Origin of the sequence: Nicoliella spurrieriana, assembly GCF_023380205.1 — a bacterium.
Classification (GTDB): domain Bacteria; phylum Bacillota; class Bacilli; order Lactobacillales; family Lactobacillaceae; genus Nicoliella; species Nicoliella spurrieriana.
Window position 1 is genome coordinate 821613 of record NZ_CP093361.1, and the last position, 20334, is coordinate 841946.

Annotated in this window: 2 protein-coding genes; both read left to right on the forward strand. The window is 53.1% G+C overall.

Features of this window, described 5'->3' with window-relative positions; genetic code table 11:
- Positions 1 to 41: 41 nt before the first annotated feature.
- On the forward strand, positions 42 to 19127 hold the full coding sequence (locus MOO44_RS04690) for a hypothetical protein (protein ID WP_260117259.1): 19086 nt from the start codon (positions 42 to 44) through the stop codon (positions 19125 to 19127).
- Between the two features lie 96 nt (positions 19128 to 19223).
- Entirely contained in the window at positions 19224 to 20132 is a 909-nt protein-coding gene (locus MOO44_RS04695) for a DMT family transporter (protein ID WP_260117260.1), read from the forward strand.
- Positions 20133 to 20334 lie beyond the last annotated feature (202 nt).

Consider the following 20334-nt stretch of genomic DNA (forward strand, 5'->3'; position numbering starts at 1 on the left):
CCAAAATAAGCATTATCAATCACGTTAAGGAAGGTGCAATATTGATGGGATCAGAATCTAATAAAATCGATGCCAAGGCACAATCAATGCAATCTGACGGCCCCGCTGCCGCCCACCAAGCAGATGCAGTTAGTTCCCTGACTGCTAAGTCTGAATTATTGGTTAATTCAGTTGCTAAAAAGGTGGTGTTGGAATACGCCCGTTCAGCGATTGCAGCTGCCGTCGATTCAGCCAGCCAGCGCGCTGACCAATTAGCCGCTCCCGCTAGGAGTAGTGCCAGCGTTGCACTCTCACAATTCGCGGATTCGGCATATACCAATGCGGTAAACTACGCAAATCCATCCGAAGCAGTTGCAGGGGTGGAAGCATTCACTGCGAATGTCGACCATGCCATCGACACCGCTAATTTTTCGTCTGCCAATGACGTGGTCATGCATGCGGCGAACTCACTGGTTAATAAGACCACGGTGTTAGGGGCCTCTGCTGCCGATGACACTAAGCTAACGATTAACAGCGCCTTTGATCAAATCAGCACTGAATTAAGTCAGCAGGCTGACAACATTGCCGGTGCCGATTCGTTAGCCCAAAGTGGGGTGGACCACCTAGAATCACTGACCAGTGCGGCCGTGTTATCGTTTGCTAAGCACGAAATGGAAGCGACCTACCTCCAGTTCAAAGACGAATTGTTCCAATTATCCGACGCCGTGGCTCAGGATGCGATCGCAGAAATTCACAGCGTGACCGACCCGACCTATGCGTGGGTCCAATCCAACGCCGCAGCGCCTGCAAGCGCCAGTGCCCAGGTTAGTACGGCGATTACTTCCATGAATTCGATCTTCGCCAGTTACGGAAACGTCCTAGTATCAGCCGGAGTTGCTGAATACGCTAGTAACGCCTATTCCGCAGTGGCTTATTTAAGTGGCGATCAGTTATTGAACGCCAACCGGATGATCGATAGTGCCGCCCGGGTACTGTTGAACAATTCGATTGCTACCAGTAACATCGATGCCCAATCGATTAATCAAATCTACGGCTTGATTCCAGTGGCTTCGAATGCCATCAAGAGCATTACCGACGAGGTGAACCACTCGTTTGCCGACCGGCAGTTAAGTGCAGCTACCGTTTCAGCGGCTGCTACGACCAGTTCGTTGACGCCCGCCGGGAAGGTCCACGTCGACTTCTCGATCAATTCATACGTTCAACAGGCGCAAAGCGAAGTCGCCGCAGTCGTTAACGACCCCGCCACGTTGAACGCCACCCTGAGTTCGGCCACCAGTACGATTGCTTCGATGGCGACCGCTGCCATGGTTGCCGATCCATACGCATCCGCTGCCCACCAGTTGCAAACGACGGTGGCAAGCGCCGATGAACAGCTGAGCCGGCTAAGTGGGGTGGCCCAGTTAAACGCCACCAGTGCGGTCCATGTCGCCACCACCAGTGCGTCCGCAGCGTTAGATGCGAACCACTTTGATGCTGCGCAATTGACGGAGACGGTGCAGACGATTGGTGAACAGGTCGACGGAATTATCGACCACTACGCGAATTCGGCTGCCGTTGACCAGCTAAATGGGGCCTATTCCGCAGCTGATTCGATGGTGGTCCAGTTGGGGACCAAGGCTGAGCGCAGTGCCGCCCGGACTCAAATCGAAGCCATTCGTGACTCCGCTGCCCAGGTGATTGCAGCGCAAAGCGACGTGGATTCGGTCGTTGCTTCCGCTACGGATACGCTCCATTCGACTGCCGTGCAGTTGATTCAAAGTGATCCGAACCGTTCGGCCCACTACGCCGTCCAAATGGTCTTGCGTTCAGCGACTGACAAGGGCGCCTACCTGGATGCCATCAGCCGCGATAACGCTGTCAGTGAGGTTGCGATGGTCGCAACCCGGGCCAGTTCGGCGATGGTGAAAAACGCCGGGCGCGCCAGTGCGTTAGCCAATGACGTTGAGCAGGCCTCGCTTGCTGCCGACCGGATCATTGACCACTATGCGGTCGAAGATGCCCGCTCGAAGACCCACAGCATGGCCAGCAGCGCCCACCAGCAAATGCAATTCGTCAGTGACGTGGCCTTTGCTGACCAAGCGGCGAGCCAGGTGGCGGCCGTGCAAAATTCAATGAACATGACGCTTTTCCATAATAGCGACCAACTAGCGGTTGTTTCACAAGCAGTTGTTGATGCCCAAGCTAATTTGACGAGCATTGCGGACTACTACGTCCAAACCGACGCGGTGGCCGCTGCCCACGCCAAGCTAGCTTCGTTGGCCAGTACCGCTGCTGTTACCACTGCGGATCTAGATGAGGCTAATCGTGGCAACGCCAATCGTGAAGTCGCCCACACGCTCCAAAGCGCCCAGGCGGCGTTAAGCGCCACCAGTGGCCACCACCAAGTTGCTGAGCAGGCCGCTGCTTCCGTGACGGCGACATTGAACCACTACACGCTCGCCTATACTAGCGTGGCGGTTAGTAGCGCCGCTAGTTCTGCTAATCAGCACTTAGCCCAAGTCGGCATTGGTGACGATCAAACGGCGCGTGAGATTGCAAGCTTCGTGCAGGCAACTGATGCTAACATCGCAACGGACCGTGATAACTTTGCCAACGTCTTGTTGGACGTCCGCAATGGGATTGCACAGGTCAATTCCTACGTGGATGCAGCGGTCAAAAAGAACCCGCATGCCTCGGCGGTCAACACCGTCCAGAGCACGGCGGCGCGCCTAACTGCTGAACGCTCAGCTGCCAACTACGACTTTGCGAACTTCAGCAGTGCGGTGGCCAAGACGACCAGCGTGAACTGCAAAACGATTAGTCAAATTAATGATACCGCCACGATCGACCAGTTAATGTCGGTCGCGGATACTGAAAACATGCACCACTACCAAAGCAACGTGGCTGCGTCAGCTACTGCAGCGCTGTCCGCCGTGGCTAAGTCCGTTCGGCAAAAATTAATTGCCGTCGGGGTCACGATTGACGATCCGTTGGATGAATTGATGGCAGAATACGCTGAAATCATCAACCGGGATGCAAGTGATGCCCGCTTTGCTGCCATTGACCAGCAGTTGGGGACGCTTGAGCTCCAATCGCTATTTGATAATACGATCAAGGACCATCCGCAGGCTGCTAAGCGCTACGAACTAGAATCGATGGCCAGTGCCGCCAGTTCCGTGGCGGCTGAATACCTTGCTGAATCAGTCGAATTAGACCGTGATCTCTACCGGGTCGTTAGTTCGGCTACGCAGCAGGTGAATGCCTCTGCCGATGAAGCGGGGATGGCCAGTGCGGTTGCGACCGCCAGTGCCGCAATGGATGCGGTCGTGAATGAAAACGTGGCCGCCAGTGCGCTTCAATTGATCGATTCAGCTGCTGACAGTGCGAACCGCCGGGTAGCCAACATCAAGGACACCGGGAAGTCGATCGATGCGCAAAGTGAAATTCGCTTTAATGCCGAAACCGGGATCAAACTCGTCAAGGCCGATGCGCAGACACCTAAGTTAGTCAACATCGACGTGCGGAACACGTTAATGAAGCTGACCTCGATGACCAGCGCCGCCGTTGGTGATGATACGGTCGCCGCTACGTTAGACCAGATCAATTCGATGGTCGCAAGTGCCCGGGCCAGCGTTAGCTTTGCTGATTCCACCGCTGACTTACGATTTGCTAGCCAAGTCGATCAATACGTGGACCAGGCCCGTTCTGCGGTTGCTGGGGTTGAAGACCGCAATAATGTCGCTCCCCACCTTGCAGGGCTTGAAGTCCAGTTAACGACGTTGACCGACCAGGTCAAGCGCGATTCCGTGAATGCGCAAATGATTGATGCCAAGGCCGATGCCAAGCGCAGTTTGGCGACCTTGCGTGGTCAAGACCAATTAGCATTGAACGGCGAATTGGATGCGATTACGGACCGCGTTGCTGATGCGATCGATCACGATTTAAACGATCCTGAAAACTTAAAAACTGATATTCAAAACGGCTTAACGGCCATTGCCCAGTTGGTGGCGGACGCGATCCAAAAGGATCCGTATGCGACTGCCCACCAGTTGGTTCAATCTGCCGTGGCCACTACGACCAGCACTGCAGATGCATTAAGCGGCAGTGTTGCTAATAATCTCCGCAGTGAAATTGCAAGTGCCAATAGCCACTATGCAGACCAATTGCCCGCCGCTGACGATGCGTCCGTGTCAGCAGTTGCCAGTGGGGCGGTGCAGGCACTGACGATGACGACCAATAATTACGTGGCGGCATACGCTGCCAACGTCATCAATGTAGCACGGGAACGGATTTTAAATGCGTCCCGGGCTTATTCAGGTGTGTCTACTAATACGTTAGAACGCCGTTTCTCTGCAATTTTAGGGATGGCAATGGGGGTCATTCAAAGTGACTTCAACGACTTGAACCTCATTCATTTAGATATTCAAAACATCATTGCCCAACTCGAAGCCGCATTTGAAGAGGCGGTCGCTGCTGATCCAAATGGTCAATACCAATTAGCGGTCACTAAATTAAAGCAATCCGCCACTGCTGCGGCAAACGTTAGCGACCAGCTTACAGCAGCGAACCTCTCCAGTGCGTTAAATAGTGTGGCCAGTGCAGCTGATGGGAATTCATTAGCTGCAAGTGCCCAGATGCAAAGCGTGGTCAATGCATACCACGCTGACCGTGCCGTAGCGGCCGTTAGTAGCGCCGCAACGGCTGCGCAACTCCGCGTTCTGCGCTTGAACGACGTTAGCAAGATCAGTACGTCGGCTGCCATTGATGATTTGGTCAGTTCTGCAAACGGTGAAATCAGCGCAGATGCTGATTATCCACGCTACACCAGCTTGGATGCTGCCGAGGGGATTCAAGCCATCAACGCCCGCTTGGCTTCCGCCGTGGCTAACGATGCCACTGCGGTCACCAGTAGCGTTGCTGCTAGTGCCACCAGCGTTGCGTTCGAACGGATGGGGTCAATGACAGCTGCCGCTTCATTAGTTGCTACGAACCAAATTAAGCGGGTCGTCGACCGGGCCGTTACGAACCAACAACCGACTGAAACGCTGGTTCACCAGATCGACCAAGTTGCCGATCGCTACCTAATCGATTCAGCCCAAGCGCGGTTGAACCAAACTGCCGATGCGGTCAACGACCAATTGGACACCAATCCAGACCAAGAACCAATTATCAAACGGATTCAAACGATTACCAAGGAAACGATGGCAAAGGTCAGGGCGGACGTGAAGATGCCGGCCTACCTCGCATTAGACGTTACCGACGGGGTCGCTGCATTGAACGAGCTCGTATCCGAATACCAAACTGATCCGTTAGTTTCAATCAAAGCCGAGATTAACTCCGCTGCTCAGGACCTGACCACGATGGTTCCTGCAACCGGGAGCGTGAATAGTAATGTCAGCAGTGCAGCCGCCAGCGTTGCGCGGACTGCCATTCAAAACATTGCTAACGTGGCTGATGATTCGAACGCCGTTGCGGCCTTTACGCAGTCGGCCGCCGATCAATTTGACTTGCTCCGCCAATCCTACGTTGCCGAATCCGCAACGGCGGTGGTGCAAAGTGCCATCAGTAGTGCGCAGGTAAGTGCGGCCATGATCGCTGATGAATCGATTGCAGCCCAGTATCACGACCAGTTCTCAGGGATTGCGGACAGCTTTAACCGTCAATTACAAGCTGACGCCAGAAATGCTAGTTTGACCGCGCTCGATATTGAAAACGCAGTCCTTGAAATTAACCAGATTACCGACCAGGCCGTTGCCAGCGACTCGCAGGCTTCCGCTGCCACTACGTACAGTACGGCGGTGAGCGGGGCGCTAAGCGCTGCCTTTAGGAACACCGCTTTAATGACGACCAGTCAAGTGGATAACTACCACAGCGCAATGGCCAAGGTCTTACCAGATTCAGAGGAGGTCCTAAATGCCTCCCAAAGTGCCGTGGCTGACCAGGTCAGTGCGGTCCAGACTGCCATTGCTTCGGTAGCCAACCGCTACTACGGGCTATGGGCCGTTAGTGCCGTCGATCAAGCCGCCAGTGACCTCCTGAGCGGGGCCGCTAATTATAACGGCAGCGTCGCTAGTTGGGCTGCTTCACAGGCGACGAATTACCAAAGCAGCTTTAATGCAAACCTTGCGAAGGATTCGGCCGCGACCGATTTAATCATCCTAGACGCCCAAAACGCGGTCAGTGCCATCAGCGCGACTGCTTCCAAGGCGGCTGAACAGGATTCGACCGCCTTTGCGAACATTGAGATCAATGCGCAGATCAGCAGTGCTAATTCAGTCCTCAGCGAATTAACGGGGCATACCGACAGTACCGCTGACATGCAAATGAACAGTGTCGCCCACCAGGCGAACGCTAGTTTGAACTCCGTTTCGAACAACTTAAATACGGTCATGAAGATCGTTAGCTCGACTGCGGTCGCCATTGATACCGTAGCCAACATGACGATTGCTAGTTCCGCCCATTCGCTAGTGGCCAGTGCGGCTGATTCATTAATGCAACGCGCCGGTCATTTATCGCGGGGGACCACCCAGGCCGAATTGATCGACTTGGTTAAGCAAACCGCATTGACGATCGATGATGCCATCGATTCGAACGCTAGTTACCTGGTCTCCGTGTCGATGGCCGCTGAAGCCGGCGTCGAATCCATGGGGTCCGCAATGCTTGCTGATTTGAAGCAGGACCGCTCCGCCAGCGCCCAAATTGCGTTTGAATCACTAGCATCCTCCGCAGCTGATCAAGTGGGGGCGCTCGATTCGTTCGCCAGTGCGAACTTCAGTAGTGCCGTGGGCAGCATTAGTAACCGCACGACGGCCTACTTAGCGGACCAATTAGACAAGCCCAAACGGGTCAATTCTGAAATTAGATACGCCGGGAAGACGATTCAAAAATTAATGCGGCGTGCGATTGCGCAATCCGCGACCGATTGGGTGACCAGTCAGGCCGCCGGGATTCGTGAACAACTAAGCACGATTGCCGACCAACCGCTCCGTGACCGGGTCGATAGCCAGATCGCAGCGCAGTTAGCAAAGGCCGAGGTCATGATTACAAGCGATGCGTTTGATTATCAGCTTGCAAGCCTGGATGCCGACAACCACTTAAGCGCCATTAATTCGCTGGCTGCGTCTGCATTTGCTAGTGATACAGCGGCCGTCCAATCTACGGCCCATCAACAAGCGTTAGACTCTGCCTATGCCAAGGTGGGTTCCCTTAGTGGCACCCGTTCGGTCGCCTTTGATAGTCAAATTGCGGCGCTTGATGCCAGTGCTGCCGATTACGCCGCCCAATTGGATGCGGTCGGCAACCACTTCATCATGACGTCTGCCAACGCCGTGTTGGATGCGACGGTTGCCAGTGCAAATCACCGCTTGGCGGTCATTAACGATGTCAATGCCCAAGCCGAAGTATTGAAGGACATTGAGCACCGCCAGTCCCAAGCTAGCGTTGCAATCAGTGCGGACGCTCATCATTCTAAGTTTGCCTCCCTGGATGCCAATAACGCCGCCAGTGCGATTGATTTAATGGTCAACAAAGCGGTTGCTAACGATTCAATTGCAAGCGCCACCGTCATGATCGACCAGGCGGCTAGTTCGGTCACCGCTGAAATGCAGGCGGCTTCGATTGACCAACTGCTCCGCTTTGAAAAGCAGGTCCAGATGTTGACTAACAATGCCGAACAGGCGCTCTTAGGACCATTTACCGACAATGACAGCTTGGTATCACAGGCCGAAAGCCAGTTGGTCAGGTTAGCGAACAACTACATGGTGAGTTCGGCTTACAGTGCCGTGGGTTCATTGGCCAGTGCCGCCAGTGACTGGACCAGTGACCTTGCGGTTGCCGATTCATTGAACGTGAAGGCCTACATCGATAGTGCGCTCAATTCCGCTGATTCACAGATTAGCGTGCATAGTGCTGCACCATCACTAGTGGCCGATGCGGTCAATAACGTTGCGAACACGGTTGAACACCTAGCCAGTGACGCGGTCAATAATTCACCAATGGCTGCCGCTAAGCATAGTTTGGCACACTTAAAGAGTAGCGCTGCCACCATTGACCAATCGCTGAGTGGGCTGGATGCGCAAAACTTCAGCAGTGCCATTAATAGTGTGGCCCAAAGTGCAGTCGAACGCTTCACTGAAAACGGGGCTACGATTAACCAACAGGCATTGCAAAAAGCAGCACACTTAATGACCAACCTTTCGAACCTCCACGCAGCGCAGGGGGCAATGGACCAATTGCTACGTGCGGCTGAAAATGCCGAACACAAGATTGACTACCTCGCTGATAATGAAAAGCGGGGCTTGGCATTTACTGACGTTGCCAACACGATTGAGAAATACCGGGACTTGATTGAATTTGATATTGACCACCTCGCCCTAATTAATTTGGATGTAATTAACGGGAAGGCCAAACTAGCAGCAATTGCTAGTGCCGCCGTTAAGGACGATGTGGTGGCCCGTGCAATCGATCGAATGGATCGCCACGCCAGTTCCGTTACCAGTCAAGCCAGTGGATTGGATAGCTTAGCTAGCGCTAATTTAAGCAGTGCAATCAACGACTTGACCGCCCGGGCGATGACTATGATTCAATCCACCGATGACCATCCGGATACGCTGAACAGCCTTAGCCAATCGGCCACCGCGAAAATGGATTCACTGCTGGGGAGCTACGTAACCGCTGCCGCCCACGAACAATTAGCAAATGTGCGGGCCCGTGTCGATGAGCAAGCCGCGCTAATTGTTGATGTGGACCGCGCCAGTTCGCTTAGTACCGAATTGGACGCGCTGCAAAGTAGTGCTGCCGCCCAGGTTAGCCATGATGCCAACCATGCGGCGTTCATTGATTTAGACATTGCAAATGCGGACAGCGCCATGCAACGGGTTGCTAGAAATGCGGTCAATGGTGACGTAAGCGCCAGTGCCGCCGCTCAAGTGCAGGGATTATTAGCCACCGCCACCAGCAGAGCCCAACCGTTGGTCGGCTCTGCTGCCGCCAACTTCAGTAGTGCGATGAAGAGCATGGCGAGCCGGGCCAACCGTGAGACCAGTGGGGTTTATGACTACCAGGATCTAGACAGCATCCTAGCTGCCACTAGTAAGGAGGTCAGTTCGACGGTTATCACCTACCTCGTTGACTCCGCCCATGAACGATTGTCTGCCACCGTAAACGTTGCCAGTACGGCCGTGAACGTGATCGACGGGCAACTGCGCGCGGATGCTAATCGACTGATCGCATCGGCCGCTAACTCCGCTACGCAGATGGTAACTACTGATTCGCATGATGACCAGTTGGTCAGCTTAGATGCGAAGGAGGCCAGTCAAACGATTCTGGACCTTGCAGACTCAGCCGTGGCCAGTCAACCATTTGCAAGCGCTAGTTCGGTCATTGCAAGTACGGCCACGGTCGCAATGCAGCGCGTGGGGAGCTTAACTTCCTTTGCCGCCGCAAACTTAAGCAGTACCATGAACCGCTTGAACACCCAGGCCCGTGCGAGCCTAATCGCCAACGGTGCCGATAGTAAGTCGGCCCAACGGGTCCAATCCAGTGCGATCATGGCAATTAACGAAGTGGCCAATAGCTACGTCGCTAGTTCCGCTTCGCAATTGATTGCGTCTGCGACCGATTCCGCTTCGGCCATCATCGCGCGCTTTGATAATCAAGATGCCGCTTCGACGGCCAATGACGCCATTGATAGTGCTCTTGCGACGGTTGCAAATGACTTCGCAAAGGACCGGAACCAACCGGACTTGATGGCCCTCGATGCCACCAATGCGATTAATGCGATTCAATCGGCAGCGCTCTTTATTACCACGACCGATGAAGTGGCTTCGGGTAACATTTCGATCAGTAACGCGGCTGAATCAGCCTACGCGGTTGCGGACGAATGGGGCCGGACCACGCAGTTCGATAAGCAGGTCCGCGATATTATTGCCGATTCAACGGGCCGGTTTGCGAGTGGCGAAGACGTTGACATCGTGGTGAGTGAGGCATCTGATGCGATCGCAAACGTGGTCAGCTACCTCATCTTAGCCGTTGCCAACGCCCGCTTAGCCGCATTGATTGCCAATGTGGGAAATAATTTGAAGCGCTTGTTAAATGACAAGCAGTATCAAGCCGCCCAATTACGGTTGTTAGAATTTAACGAAGTTGCTAAGCATACGATTCAAAAGGACGTTGCTAGTAGCCAGTTGATCCAATTAGACCTCACCAATATCGAACGGGATTTGACCCGCTTGCAAGCCGAGCTAGTAGCCGTGGACGGCAACGCGGTTGCGTTGAGCGCCGTGGCTGACCATGCCAGTGCAGCGACGACCAATCCTTACGTGCACGGCAGCAGTGACGACTACCTGAACTTTGTGAGTGCCGTTAATACGGTTGTCCGCGACTTCGGGGCCGAGCTCGATCAAGCCACTAGTGCTGCGGCGATCAACCAAATTGATTCATTGACCCAGTCCTACGTTACCAGCCAAGCCACCAATGCAATTGATGCCACGGTGGCCAGCTTAGACGATCAGGTCAGGGATTTGAATAACTTCGTAATCCAATCATCTGCTTACCGGGTCGTTCATTCGATCGCCAGTCAAGCCAGCGTTAACGTGCAAAGTGATTACGCTGACTTTAGCGCGGTCTCATTGGATGCCGATAACGCAATTAGTGCCGCCACTTCCGTGATGGATAATGCGGTCACAAACGACTCGGTCGCCTCCGGGAAACGGGCTGCCCGTTCGATTTACTCGTCGGCAGCAAGCTTTGCCGTTGGCCTGAGTTGGTCCGATTCAGTGGAATTTAGCATGGCGCTTGCCAGTCAATCCGCTGCGACTTCCTACGGGCCAAATGCCAATAATAGTTACTTAGCGAATTCAACGGCTCGCTTTGTGGACCAAATGACCGCAAGCTACGTTGCAAGTTACGCTAATACGGCCTTGCATAACGCAGCCAGTCAGGCGCTTGCTAACCTGGGGCCCGTGAACGCCCAGACGAAGACAAACTTTACCACCGTGTTGCATAACGTGGTGGGTGATTTGATCGACAACGTCGCAAGCGATAACGCCGATCAGGAATTGGTCGATCTCGACGTGCAAAACGGGATCACCATGATTGACAGCCTCGCTGATTCGGTCGTCCGTGCCGATCCTGGCGCAGCCGGCCAATACATCATTGCCAGTGCAGCTAATTCCGCTACCAGCGGGATGGCCTTGGGCGCTGAAATGGATGAGGCGAACTTCACCAGTGCCATCAATAGTGTGGCCAACCAAGCCAGCATTTCCGTTAACCTGGTCAAAAAGGACCTCCGGTTAGTCAACAAGGCGGCTAACTCAGCTGCCCGGAAGATGAACCACCTGGCGACCGAATATCGGAATTCACTCGCCCAATCGACGTTGTACAGTACCTTTGATTCGGCTGCGCTGGTCGCCGAAAGCTTTGCCAATCCTGCAGTTCAATCACAAGCGGCCAATGACGTTCAATCGGCGACCGAACACTTCAGTTCGCTGCTCGATGCCGATGCTGCTAACGCTAGTTATGTCGACTTGGACCTAGCTAATGGGACCGGTGAAATCGACCGGTTAGTGGCCAGTGCTGCGAGCCAGGACCCAGCGGTTCGGACCCACCTATATCTGGATTCAATCGCCAGTGATGCTGCGCAACGCTTGGTCACGTTTGCCGATGATGTTCAATTGAACTTCACCAGTGCTGCCAGTCGGATTACTAATCAGACCGTGGGACTCGTTTCCTACGCTGATGATCCAACCATCGTTTCCGCTGCAATGAGTTCGACGGCTACGACGTTCTACCGGATGGCCAACAGTGCGGTCGTTGATTCTGCATCTGCGACCGTTAGTACGATTGCCTCCGATGCGAGTCGGGCCCTTCAGCTGTTCACCGATGATAACGTGCGTCAACAATTGCGTGCAGACATTCTACGCGTCGAATCCGCTGGACTTGCAAACATCAATAACGATGTGGCCGACGATGACTTGTTGGCCCTAGATATTCGGAATGTACAACGGGATGCATCCGCAGCGGTCAGCTCCGCAATTGACGGGGATCGCCATGCTGCTGCAATCCACCACGTTCAATCAGTGGCGGCTTCATTGAGCGCCGCTAATTCCATCCACGACCAAGTGGAACGGACTCGGATGGGACTGCAGTTGGATAGTGCTGCGCAAAGCGCCCGTGCTGACATCGTAAACGCTGGTTCGAACACCGATTTGATCAACGTAACGGTGGAAGCAACGGCTGCTTCAATGGGGAGCATTGCCCAGACCTTCATGGTCAACGATGCACAAAGTCAGGTGGCCGCACTTACCGCCAGCGCTAATTCAGCGCTCGGCTGGTTTAGCGGTGACCGGCGAGCTTCGCTGGCTGCCAATGTCGACCAGTTAGCTACCGTCATGAATAGTCAGATCGACCGTTACGCCCTAGATCAAAATGCGCGGCAATTAATGGTCCAACGGGGGCAAGCATCCCTTAGTGCATACGTGGATAACGTCATCACCAATGACCATCAAGCCGCTACGAGTGCAGCGATTGGTGACTTGGCAGCCTCGACGGTTGCCAATGTGCACCATCTGTCAGGCACCCACCAGGCTAATTTTGCTAGTGAGGTTGCCATGACGACCAGCAGCGCCAATGCGTTGAACCGGCAAATGGTGAGCGATGCCAAAACCGCCACTGAGTTGCAGGCTTCCACCGCCGATGCGTTCGATCAGGTCGCAAGAAAGTATGTAGCCGAATCCGGTTACGCGGCCTTAGACGCAGTGGCGAGCTCCGCCAATGCACGCTTTACCCAGTACGGAATTGACTTAGACCAGGTTGCAGAACCAGTCCAAAGCCTCCTCCGCGATTACAACAGTATGGTCGACAGTGACGCCGGTGTTGAAGCAACGGTGGCGTTAGATTGCCATAATGCGAGCCTGGAAATGAATCAAATGCTGGCTGAATTTACCGCTGAGGACGTTACCACTAACGCTAAGTGGTCGGTCCAACAGGGGGCCGCTTCATTTGCCACTAGCCTGGGGGTTCCAAGTGACGCCAGCGTTGCTGCTAACTACAGTAGCGCGGTCGCTTCCGTGGTGCATTCTGCTAACGTGGCGCTCGATGAAGCCGCCGTGGACCCAGATGAGGTCAACCAACGGGTCGTTTCAGCTTACCAAGCACTGGGCTCGTTGACCGACCAAGTCGTGGCCGATTCTGCGAACGCCCAGTTGAACAGTGCTTATTCCAGTGCTGCCCAGCTGGTCAGCGCCGTTGCGGCTGATGATACGATTAATGCGGTCTTTAATTCATACGCTAATTTAATTACTACGGATATTGCCAACCGGCGCTTTGCTTCACTAGATGCCGATAACGGGGCGGCTGCGTTGCATCAAGTGGTCGTAAATACGATCAACCAAGACGTGCAAGCGGCCTTTCGGTACCGGGTGGCATCCGATGCAGCCACCATTAGTGCGGCCAGTCACTTGAACCGTGACGACCAGGTCCGCTTTAGTAGTGCGATTGCCAGTGTGGCGAGTGCTGCGACCGTAAGTTCCGTGGCTAATATTAGTCAGATGAACCAGGTGGCCGTCGTTACTAGCCAACAAATGCAATCGGTTGCCGATTACTACGCCGGGCAATCAGCAGTGAATGCCGTTTCCGCAGCCGTTTCCAGTGCAACCGTAAGAATTGCTGAATTTAGTGATGCGGCTGTCAATGCGGTGTTGCAAAACGTTACCAAGAGCGTGGTCAGTGCAATTAGCGTTGATCCGCAAAATCAATTGGCGACTTCACTCTACGCCCATGATGGCGTGGCTGCTGCCGAATCGATTACCGCTAGTTTGATTGCCGATCACCCATTGGTATCGGCCACTGAGCGGGTCAACTCGATGGTGGACCTAGCCACGCACGATGTCTTAATGAGTGACAGCTTAGCCGACATGAACTTCTTAAGTGCGGTCGCTAAGCAGAGCCTGCAGGCTAGTGATGCGTTCGTGACCGCCGAATCCGATGCCCAGGCATTGGATGAGTTGACCAGCCAAACCAGTGCTGCGATTACTTCGATCGCAAATAGCTATGCGTTAGCCTCCGCTACGAGTGCCCTACACCGTGCCAATAATTCGGCAATGATGATCGCCAACCAAATTAGCGATGAACAAGCCCGCTCGCGTGCTGATCAGGGCATTGTCGAACAGGTAAGCTTGGCAAGCAGCGTGATTGCCAATGACGTTGCTGATAAATCACGATTGAACTTGGATATTGCAAACGCAACGGCCAATCTCGATTCAGTGGTGACTGAAGCTGCCGCCGCTGATCCGCAGACGGCGTTTAATAACGAAGTGGTAAGTGCCTTTAATGCGGCGACTTCAAAGGCCCAATCATTGACCGGCAGCCTGGCTGCGAACTATGATAGTGCGATCAATAGTGCTAGTTCTGCGGTCCGCTTCGAAAACGCCTCCGTCAGTTCCGTTGATCCAAGCGCAGTTAGTTCCGCTGCTAAGCGCTTCCAGTCGATTACGCGTGACTACATTACCACATCGGCTGAACAGGTCGTAAGCGCCCACGTGGCGGAAGTCAAGGCCCGGGGGCACTTCAAGGACGACTTTATGAATGAATTGAACTTTGCATTCACGAAGGCCCAACAAACGATTGCACTAGATGCCCACGATGTGGAATTGACCACGTTAGACGTTCACAATGCAATTGATGCAATCGATCGCTTGTACGACAGTAAGATGGCCAAGGAGCCCCAGACGGCATTTGACCACCACTTTGCTAGTCAAGCCGCTTCAGCCAGTGAAAAGATTGGCAAGCTCGATTCCCACAGTGCTGCGAACTTTAGCAGTGCTGCGAACTGGATCGCAAACGAGAACCGCAAGCAGATTGCGACCTTCGATAATTTAGCACCGGCCGTTAAGAACGCTGCTAAGGAAATGAACCGCTTGGCCAACGAATACGTGCGCGGTTCGGCTGCGAACGCGTTGCGGGGAATGTTAGACTCTGCCAACGCCCAGATCGAATTAGTGCATAATTACGTCCAAGTGGAACGGTCCTTCGATCAGGTGGCATCCGCTACGAACTCGGTAGTTGCAACGACTAGTGATGATCCAGCAATCGTTTCGCTCCACGTCGCATCCGCTAACCGCCGGATTGCGTCGATGGCGACGGCTGCCGTGGCTGCTGATTCGCGCGCATCCGCAATGACGCAAATTCATCAATTTGCCGATTCGTTGCAAAGTGCCGCTGATTTCCACGGGGCGCCACAGCAATCGTTTGCTGCAGTCGTTGCAAGCGTTGCTAGTCAGGCCAACGACCAACTATTGGAACACCGGTCAGCAGGCGCCACGATTGCAGATGTTGAACAACGGCTGCAGGCGGCCGCAGGTGACTTGGTAGTCCAAATTGCTGATCAAATGGTGACCGAGGCGCTTGACGTTGCCAATACGCAGGCGATTGAAATTGAGGACATTCACAGTCGTAACCGGACCATCTCCGAAATTGGTCGTCTGGTCAATTCCGCTCGTGAGTTAATTAAACAACACGCGCACCGGCCGTTCTTTGCGTACCTAGATGCCCAAAATGCGGTTGAAGCGGTTGCTAAGGTCACTGGGCATGCGATTGATGCCGATTCGATTGCAAATGCAATCTTGTCGCTCAACCGGATTGCCGACCAAGTCGTAGCTAAGTTACAGTCATTGCTTAAGGCTACCGCCTTAACGCACTTGGATAACGAAGTCCATTCCGTTGCCAGTGCTGCCCGACAGGCAATTAAGGCCTCGACTGCCGACTTGGTCGCGGTGAACGTGAAGTTTGCGTCTGCTGAAAGCCAGGTCGCATCGATTGCCAATAGCTATGTGGCGGCTTCTGCTAACTCCATCGTGGCCAGTGCGGACCAATCCGCCGCTACGCAAATTGAGCAGTTGAGTAACGCCGACGCTAGAAATACCGCTAGTCGCGATATTTTGATGCTAGTTGGTTCTGCCGGGGCCGCGATCGAAAGCGATGCTGCCCACTTCTCCTACGCCTCATTGGATGCCGATAATGCTTCGGCTGCCATTAGCAGTGTGACTGACAAGGCGATTGCAAATGATCCACGGGCATCGGCGAACGTAATGATTGCTACGCAAATTGCCTCGACTGCCGATATGTTGAACGGGATGGGACTTGATGATCAGGCTGCATTTAGTGCGGCTGTGATGCCAATCAAGGCCTCCGCTACGGACCGCTTCGAACGTGCTAGTGGGGATGCGATTACGATTGCCCAGGCTGCTGACCAGTCGAACCTTGAGTTGACCAGCGTTGCCCAAACGTTCATTATGACCTCTGCGAAGGCAGTCGTTAGTTCGGCCGCTGATTCCGCAATCGCCCTTCTAGGTGAGATGTTTGCCGATTCAGTTGCCGTCGTTTATGGTTCCGTTGCCAGTGCAGTCGATGAAGCATTGACGAGACTGGATGGGGACCAAAGCGACTTTGCGACCGTTTCACTGGATGCCTACAATGCTAAGGATGACCTGGCGCGGATCGTTCGGGAAAACCAGAATAGTTACGCCCACTCCGCAATCGATTCGCAGGCCAGTCATGCAGCTTCCATGGCCGGGATTTTGAACGCCCGGTTGAGATCAGTTGCAATTAACGGCATTACCAGGCACGCCAACGCTGCGCACAGTACCGTTGACCTGCACTTTGGGCAAACGGCAGCAACATTATCGGATGTTGCCGCTACTTCTGCGACGATGGATAGTTTGATCAATGAATACGTCATCAAGGATCCGGTAACGTCCGCTAATTCAGTCGTGGCCAGCGCTGCGTCATCTGCGAATGCGAAGGCTGCGAACTTGAATGCAGAATACGTTACTGAAATTGACACTTCGGTCGCTAGCGCCGTTTCACAGGCCAACTCATTGATTGCGATGAATCCTGCTAATTCACTGTTAGATTCACAATTAGCTAGTGATACCGCTAGTTCGATGAATAGTTTCGTGAACATGTACCAGGCAATGGCCGCAAACAAAATCACGACGAGTTACGCGGCTTCCGCCTATGCTGAAATTGACGTGATGGATACCAAGTTCAAGCTATTAGCCAATAGCGCGGTCGCAACCGAAGTGGATAACGTTAAACACGTGCTCTTGGACCATGTCGATGAACCGGACGTAATCTTTGATAACGTTAGCAGCGCTGCTACCAACATGGATTCGTTGGTTGCCGAATACGGTGGCCAAAACAGCAGCGCCGTTGTCGATGCTAAGCAGTCGTTTGCAACGCGGATGTCTGACATGGCTGACGACGTTTATAGTCAAGCACAGGTCCTAAGTATCAATAATCGGGGCCAGATCAACCGTTTGAACAGCTCGGTCGCCAATTCAGCGAGCGTAAGCGTCAGCGGGGCAACGACCATCAGTGGCGTTGGCTCCGTCTTTACCAGCGCTAGTTCGTTGGTCGGCAGTGTGGTCGCAATCGCGGTCGGCTTTGCTCGTGAAACCGCTCGGGCTGAATTAGCCAATGCGGTTCACGACGCCGATAAATCACTGGGGACCTTGGAACCAAACGACAAGCGCGGTGCCAATTCGGCGATTGATACGATCATGGCTGAAACGTACGGTCAACTAACGATTGCAAGCGACACGCCAACGGTTGTGGATAAGACCAAGCAGTCGATCGAAAAGATTCAAGCCGCCGTCAACGCCGCACTATCCAATAACCTGATGAACATTAAGGATAGCTATAAGGCCCAAATTAACAGCGCTGCCCAAGCTGCTTACCAAGAAGAGACCGGCTTTAATGCGAAGGCCAATTCGTTTACGAACGAAACGATCAACCAGGCTGCCAGTGCCGCCAATGCGAATATTGACGGGACGAACAACTTGGCTGAGATTCAAAGGCTCACCAATGCTGGCATTAATTCGATCGATGAGGCCAACAGCGTTGCCGTAACGAACTTCAAGACCAGCGGGAGCTCGATGCTTGCGAGTGCTGCCAATTCGGCAACCGACCGGACGAACACGTTGGATTCTGATGAACGTGCAGCTGTAAATAGCATGATCGGTTCGTTAGTCAATGGTGCTAACTTCGGGTTAGATAGTGCAAGCAACGTTGCCGAAGCTTCAGCTGCCGTGGCATCTGGCACTGCAGCGATTGGCTCGGCAGTTGAATCAACGATTGCAAGTGTAATTAGTAGTGCCATGGCAATGGCCAGTGATTTGAAGGCTGAGACCAAGCGTGACTCCATTCGGATGCAAATTAGCGCTGCGGCCGAAAAGGCGCGGACGTTTGCTACGAGCTTCGAGAGTGGAGCTGCGAGTGCGGTCGATAACTACATTGACCAAACCGCAAGTAGTGCGGCCCAATTGATTATTGATGCGGATAACGATGATGATGCAGAGCAAATTGCTAGTTCGGGGGCCGTGAACCTTCAAATGGCTGCGACTTACTCAGTTGCTGATTCATACGCTGCGTCAATGCAAAGGAGTGCCAATTCAGTGGCTGATTCACTCGCTGATTCTGCCGCTTCGTTCAGCCAAGCTACGGACCACGCGGACGTTACGAGTGCCATCACCGCTGCTACGAATGAGACTAAGGATAAGATCAATGGGAGCAGGGACACCAAGCGAATCAATAGCTTAGTGAACCTGTTGGTTAAGAATTTAAACAAGTTGATCGGTAATGATAACCACGATCAATTTGATATTGACCGGATCGATGCCAAGGCGAAGATTGACCAAACGGCCCACGCATTGCTTGCTAAACTGGGGCCGATGACACATGGGGTTAAGCAAAAGATCACTGCATCGATTCAAAGTGAGACTGAACAGTTGAACGCTCGCATTGATCAATCGACCAGTGCAGAAAAAATTAACCGGGTCGTCGAAGGGGCGAAGAGTCGTTTTGAAGCCCAGATGGTAACGATTAACAACGCCGAGGTCAAGAATGCTAAGGCCGAGGCTAAACAAGTAATTAGTAGTAATTCACAAAATGCATTAGTGAAGTTATCTGGAATTGGGGAGGTCTTCTTGGAAACTGCGACCGAAACGATTAGTGAAGTGATTGAACGGGCATACCGGGATATTGATGCCGCTGAGACTTTTGATCGCGTGACCGAATTGACCAATCAGACCAGTGGTGAAATTAACCACATCGTATCTGAAGCGATTTCGATGAACCAAAAGATGCATTAATTAAGCTTCAATTTGAATCACAAAAAACGGGAATTCAGTTCCCGTTTTTTTGTGTGTTATACTAATAGTGATTAATTCGATTAAGGAGCGGTTTTTTTGCAAGTCAAACGAGAGGGAATCGGTGCGATCCTGGCAATCATTGGTGCGGTGTGCTGGGGGATTCAAGGCCCCATTTCCCAATTCTTATTTCAAGACGATAGCTACTCACCGGAGTGGCTAATGGGGGTCAAAATGACCATCGCCGGCGTCTTGATTTTATTATTTACGACCGGCGTAAAGCACCAACCACTGTTGAAGGTCTGGCAGACGCCAAGGGATGCATGCTTATTGTTAGTGTATTCATTGTTCGGCCTGGCTGCCGTGCAGTACTTCTACCTAGTGACGGTCAGTGCCAGTAACGCCGGGACGGCTACGATCTTACAAAGCCTCGGGACGATCATCATCGTGATTTTAACGGCAATGATTTACCACCACCTCCCATCACGTAATGAGGGGGTTGCGATCGGGTTGGCCCTAATTGGGACCTGGTTATTGGTGACGCGGGGGAATTTGTTCCACCTTGCAATTAGTGGGGAAGCCTTAACGTTAGGCCTATTATTGGCGCTAGCGGGGGCGTTGCAGACGATGCTACCGGTCAGCCTATTAAAACGCCATGACGTTATGATCGTCGTGGGCTGGGGGATGGTCATCGGAGGCGGGTTATTCTCGATCATCCACCCGTTTTGGGTCGATCCACCCCACTTTACCGTTGGCGGGGTGATTGGGGTCGCCTCAATTGTCATTTTAGGCACGATGGTGTCATTCGTGTGTTTTACGACGAGTTTGAAGTACGTTTCGCCGACGGTGGCGGGGATGTTAGATACCTTTGAGCCGCTATCAGCAACGTTAGGGTCGGTCGCCTTTTTGAACACCAGTTTTAACTTCGCAGAGATTTGCGGTGGGGTGTTAATTCTAAGTACCGTCTTTGTGTTAGCACTGCCGACCCTCAAGCCAAATCTAAAATAATTGTAATGAAACAATTGTAATTAGATAATAAATAGGTTAAAATAGGATTAATTAATTTCGAATCGGGAGTTTGTGACATGGATGGAACGGGTTTAAATGCAATGCCATTTGATTAATGCATCCACTCGCTCAGCGCTACCATTTTGCTGGTCCGGGTGGGGTTGCTTTTCATGCGCAATCTTCAACCACTGGGAATCTGAAG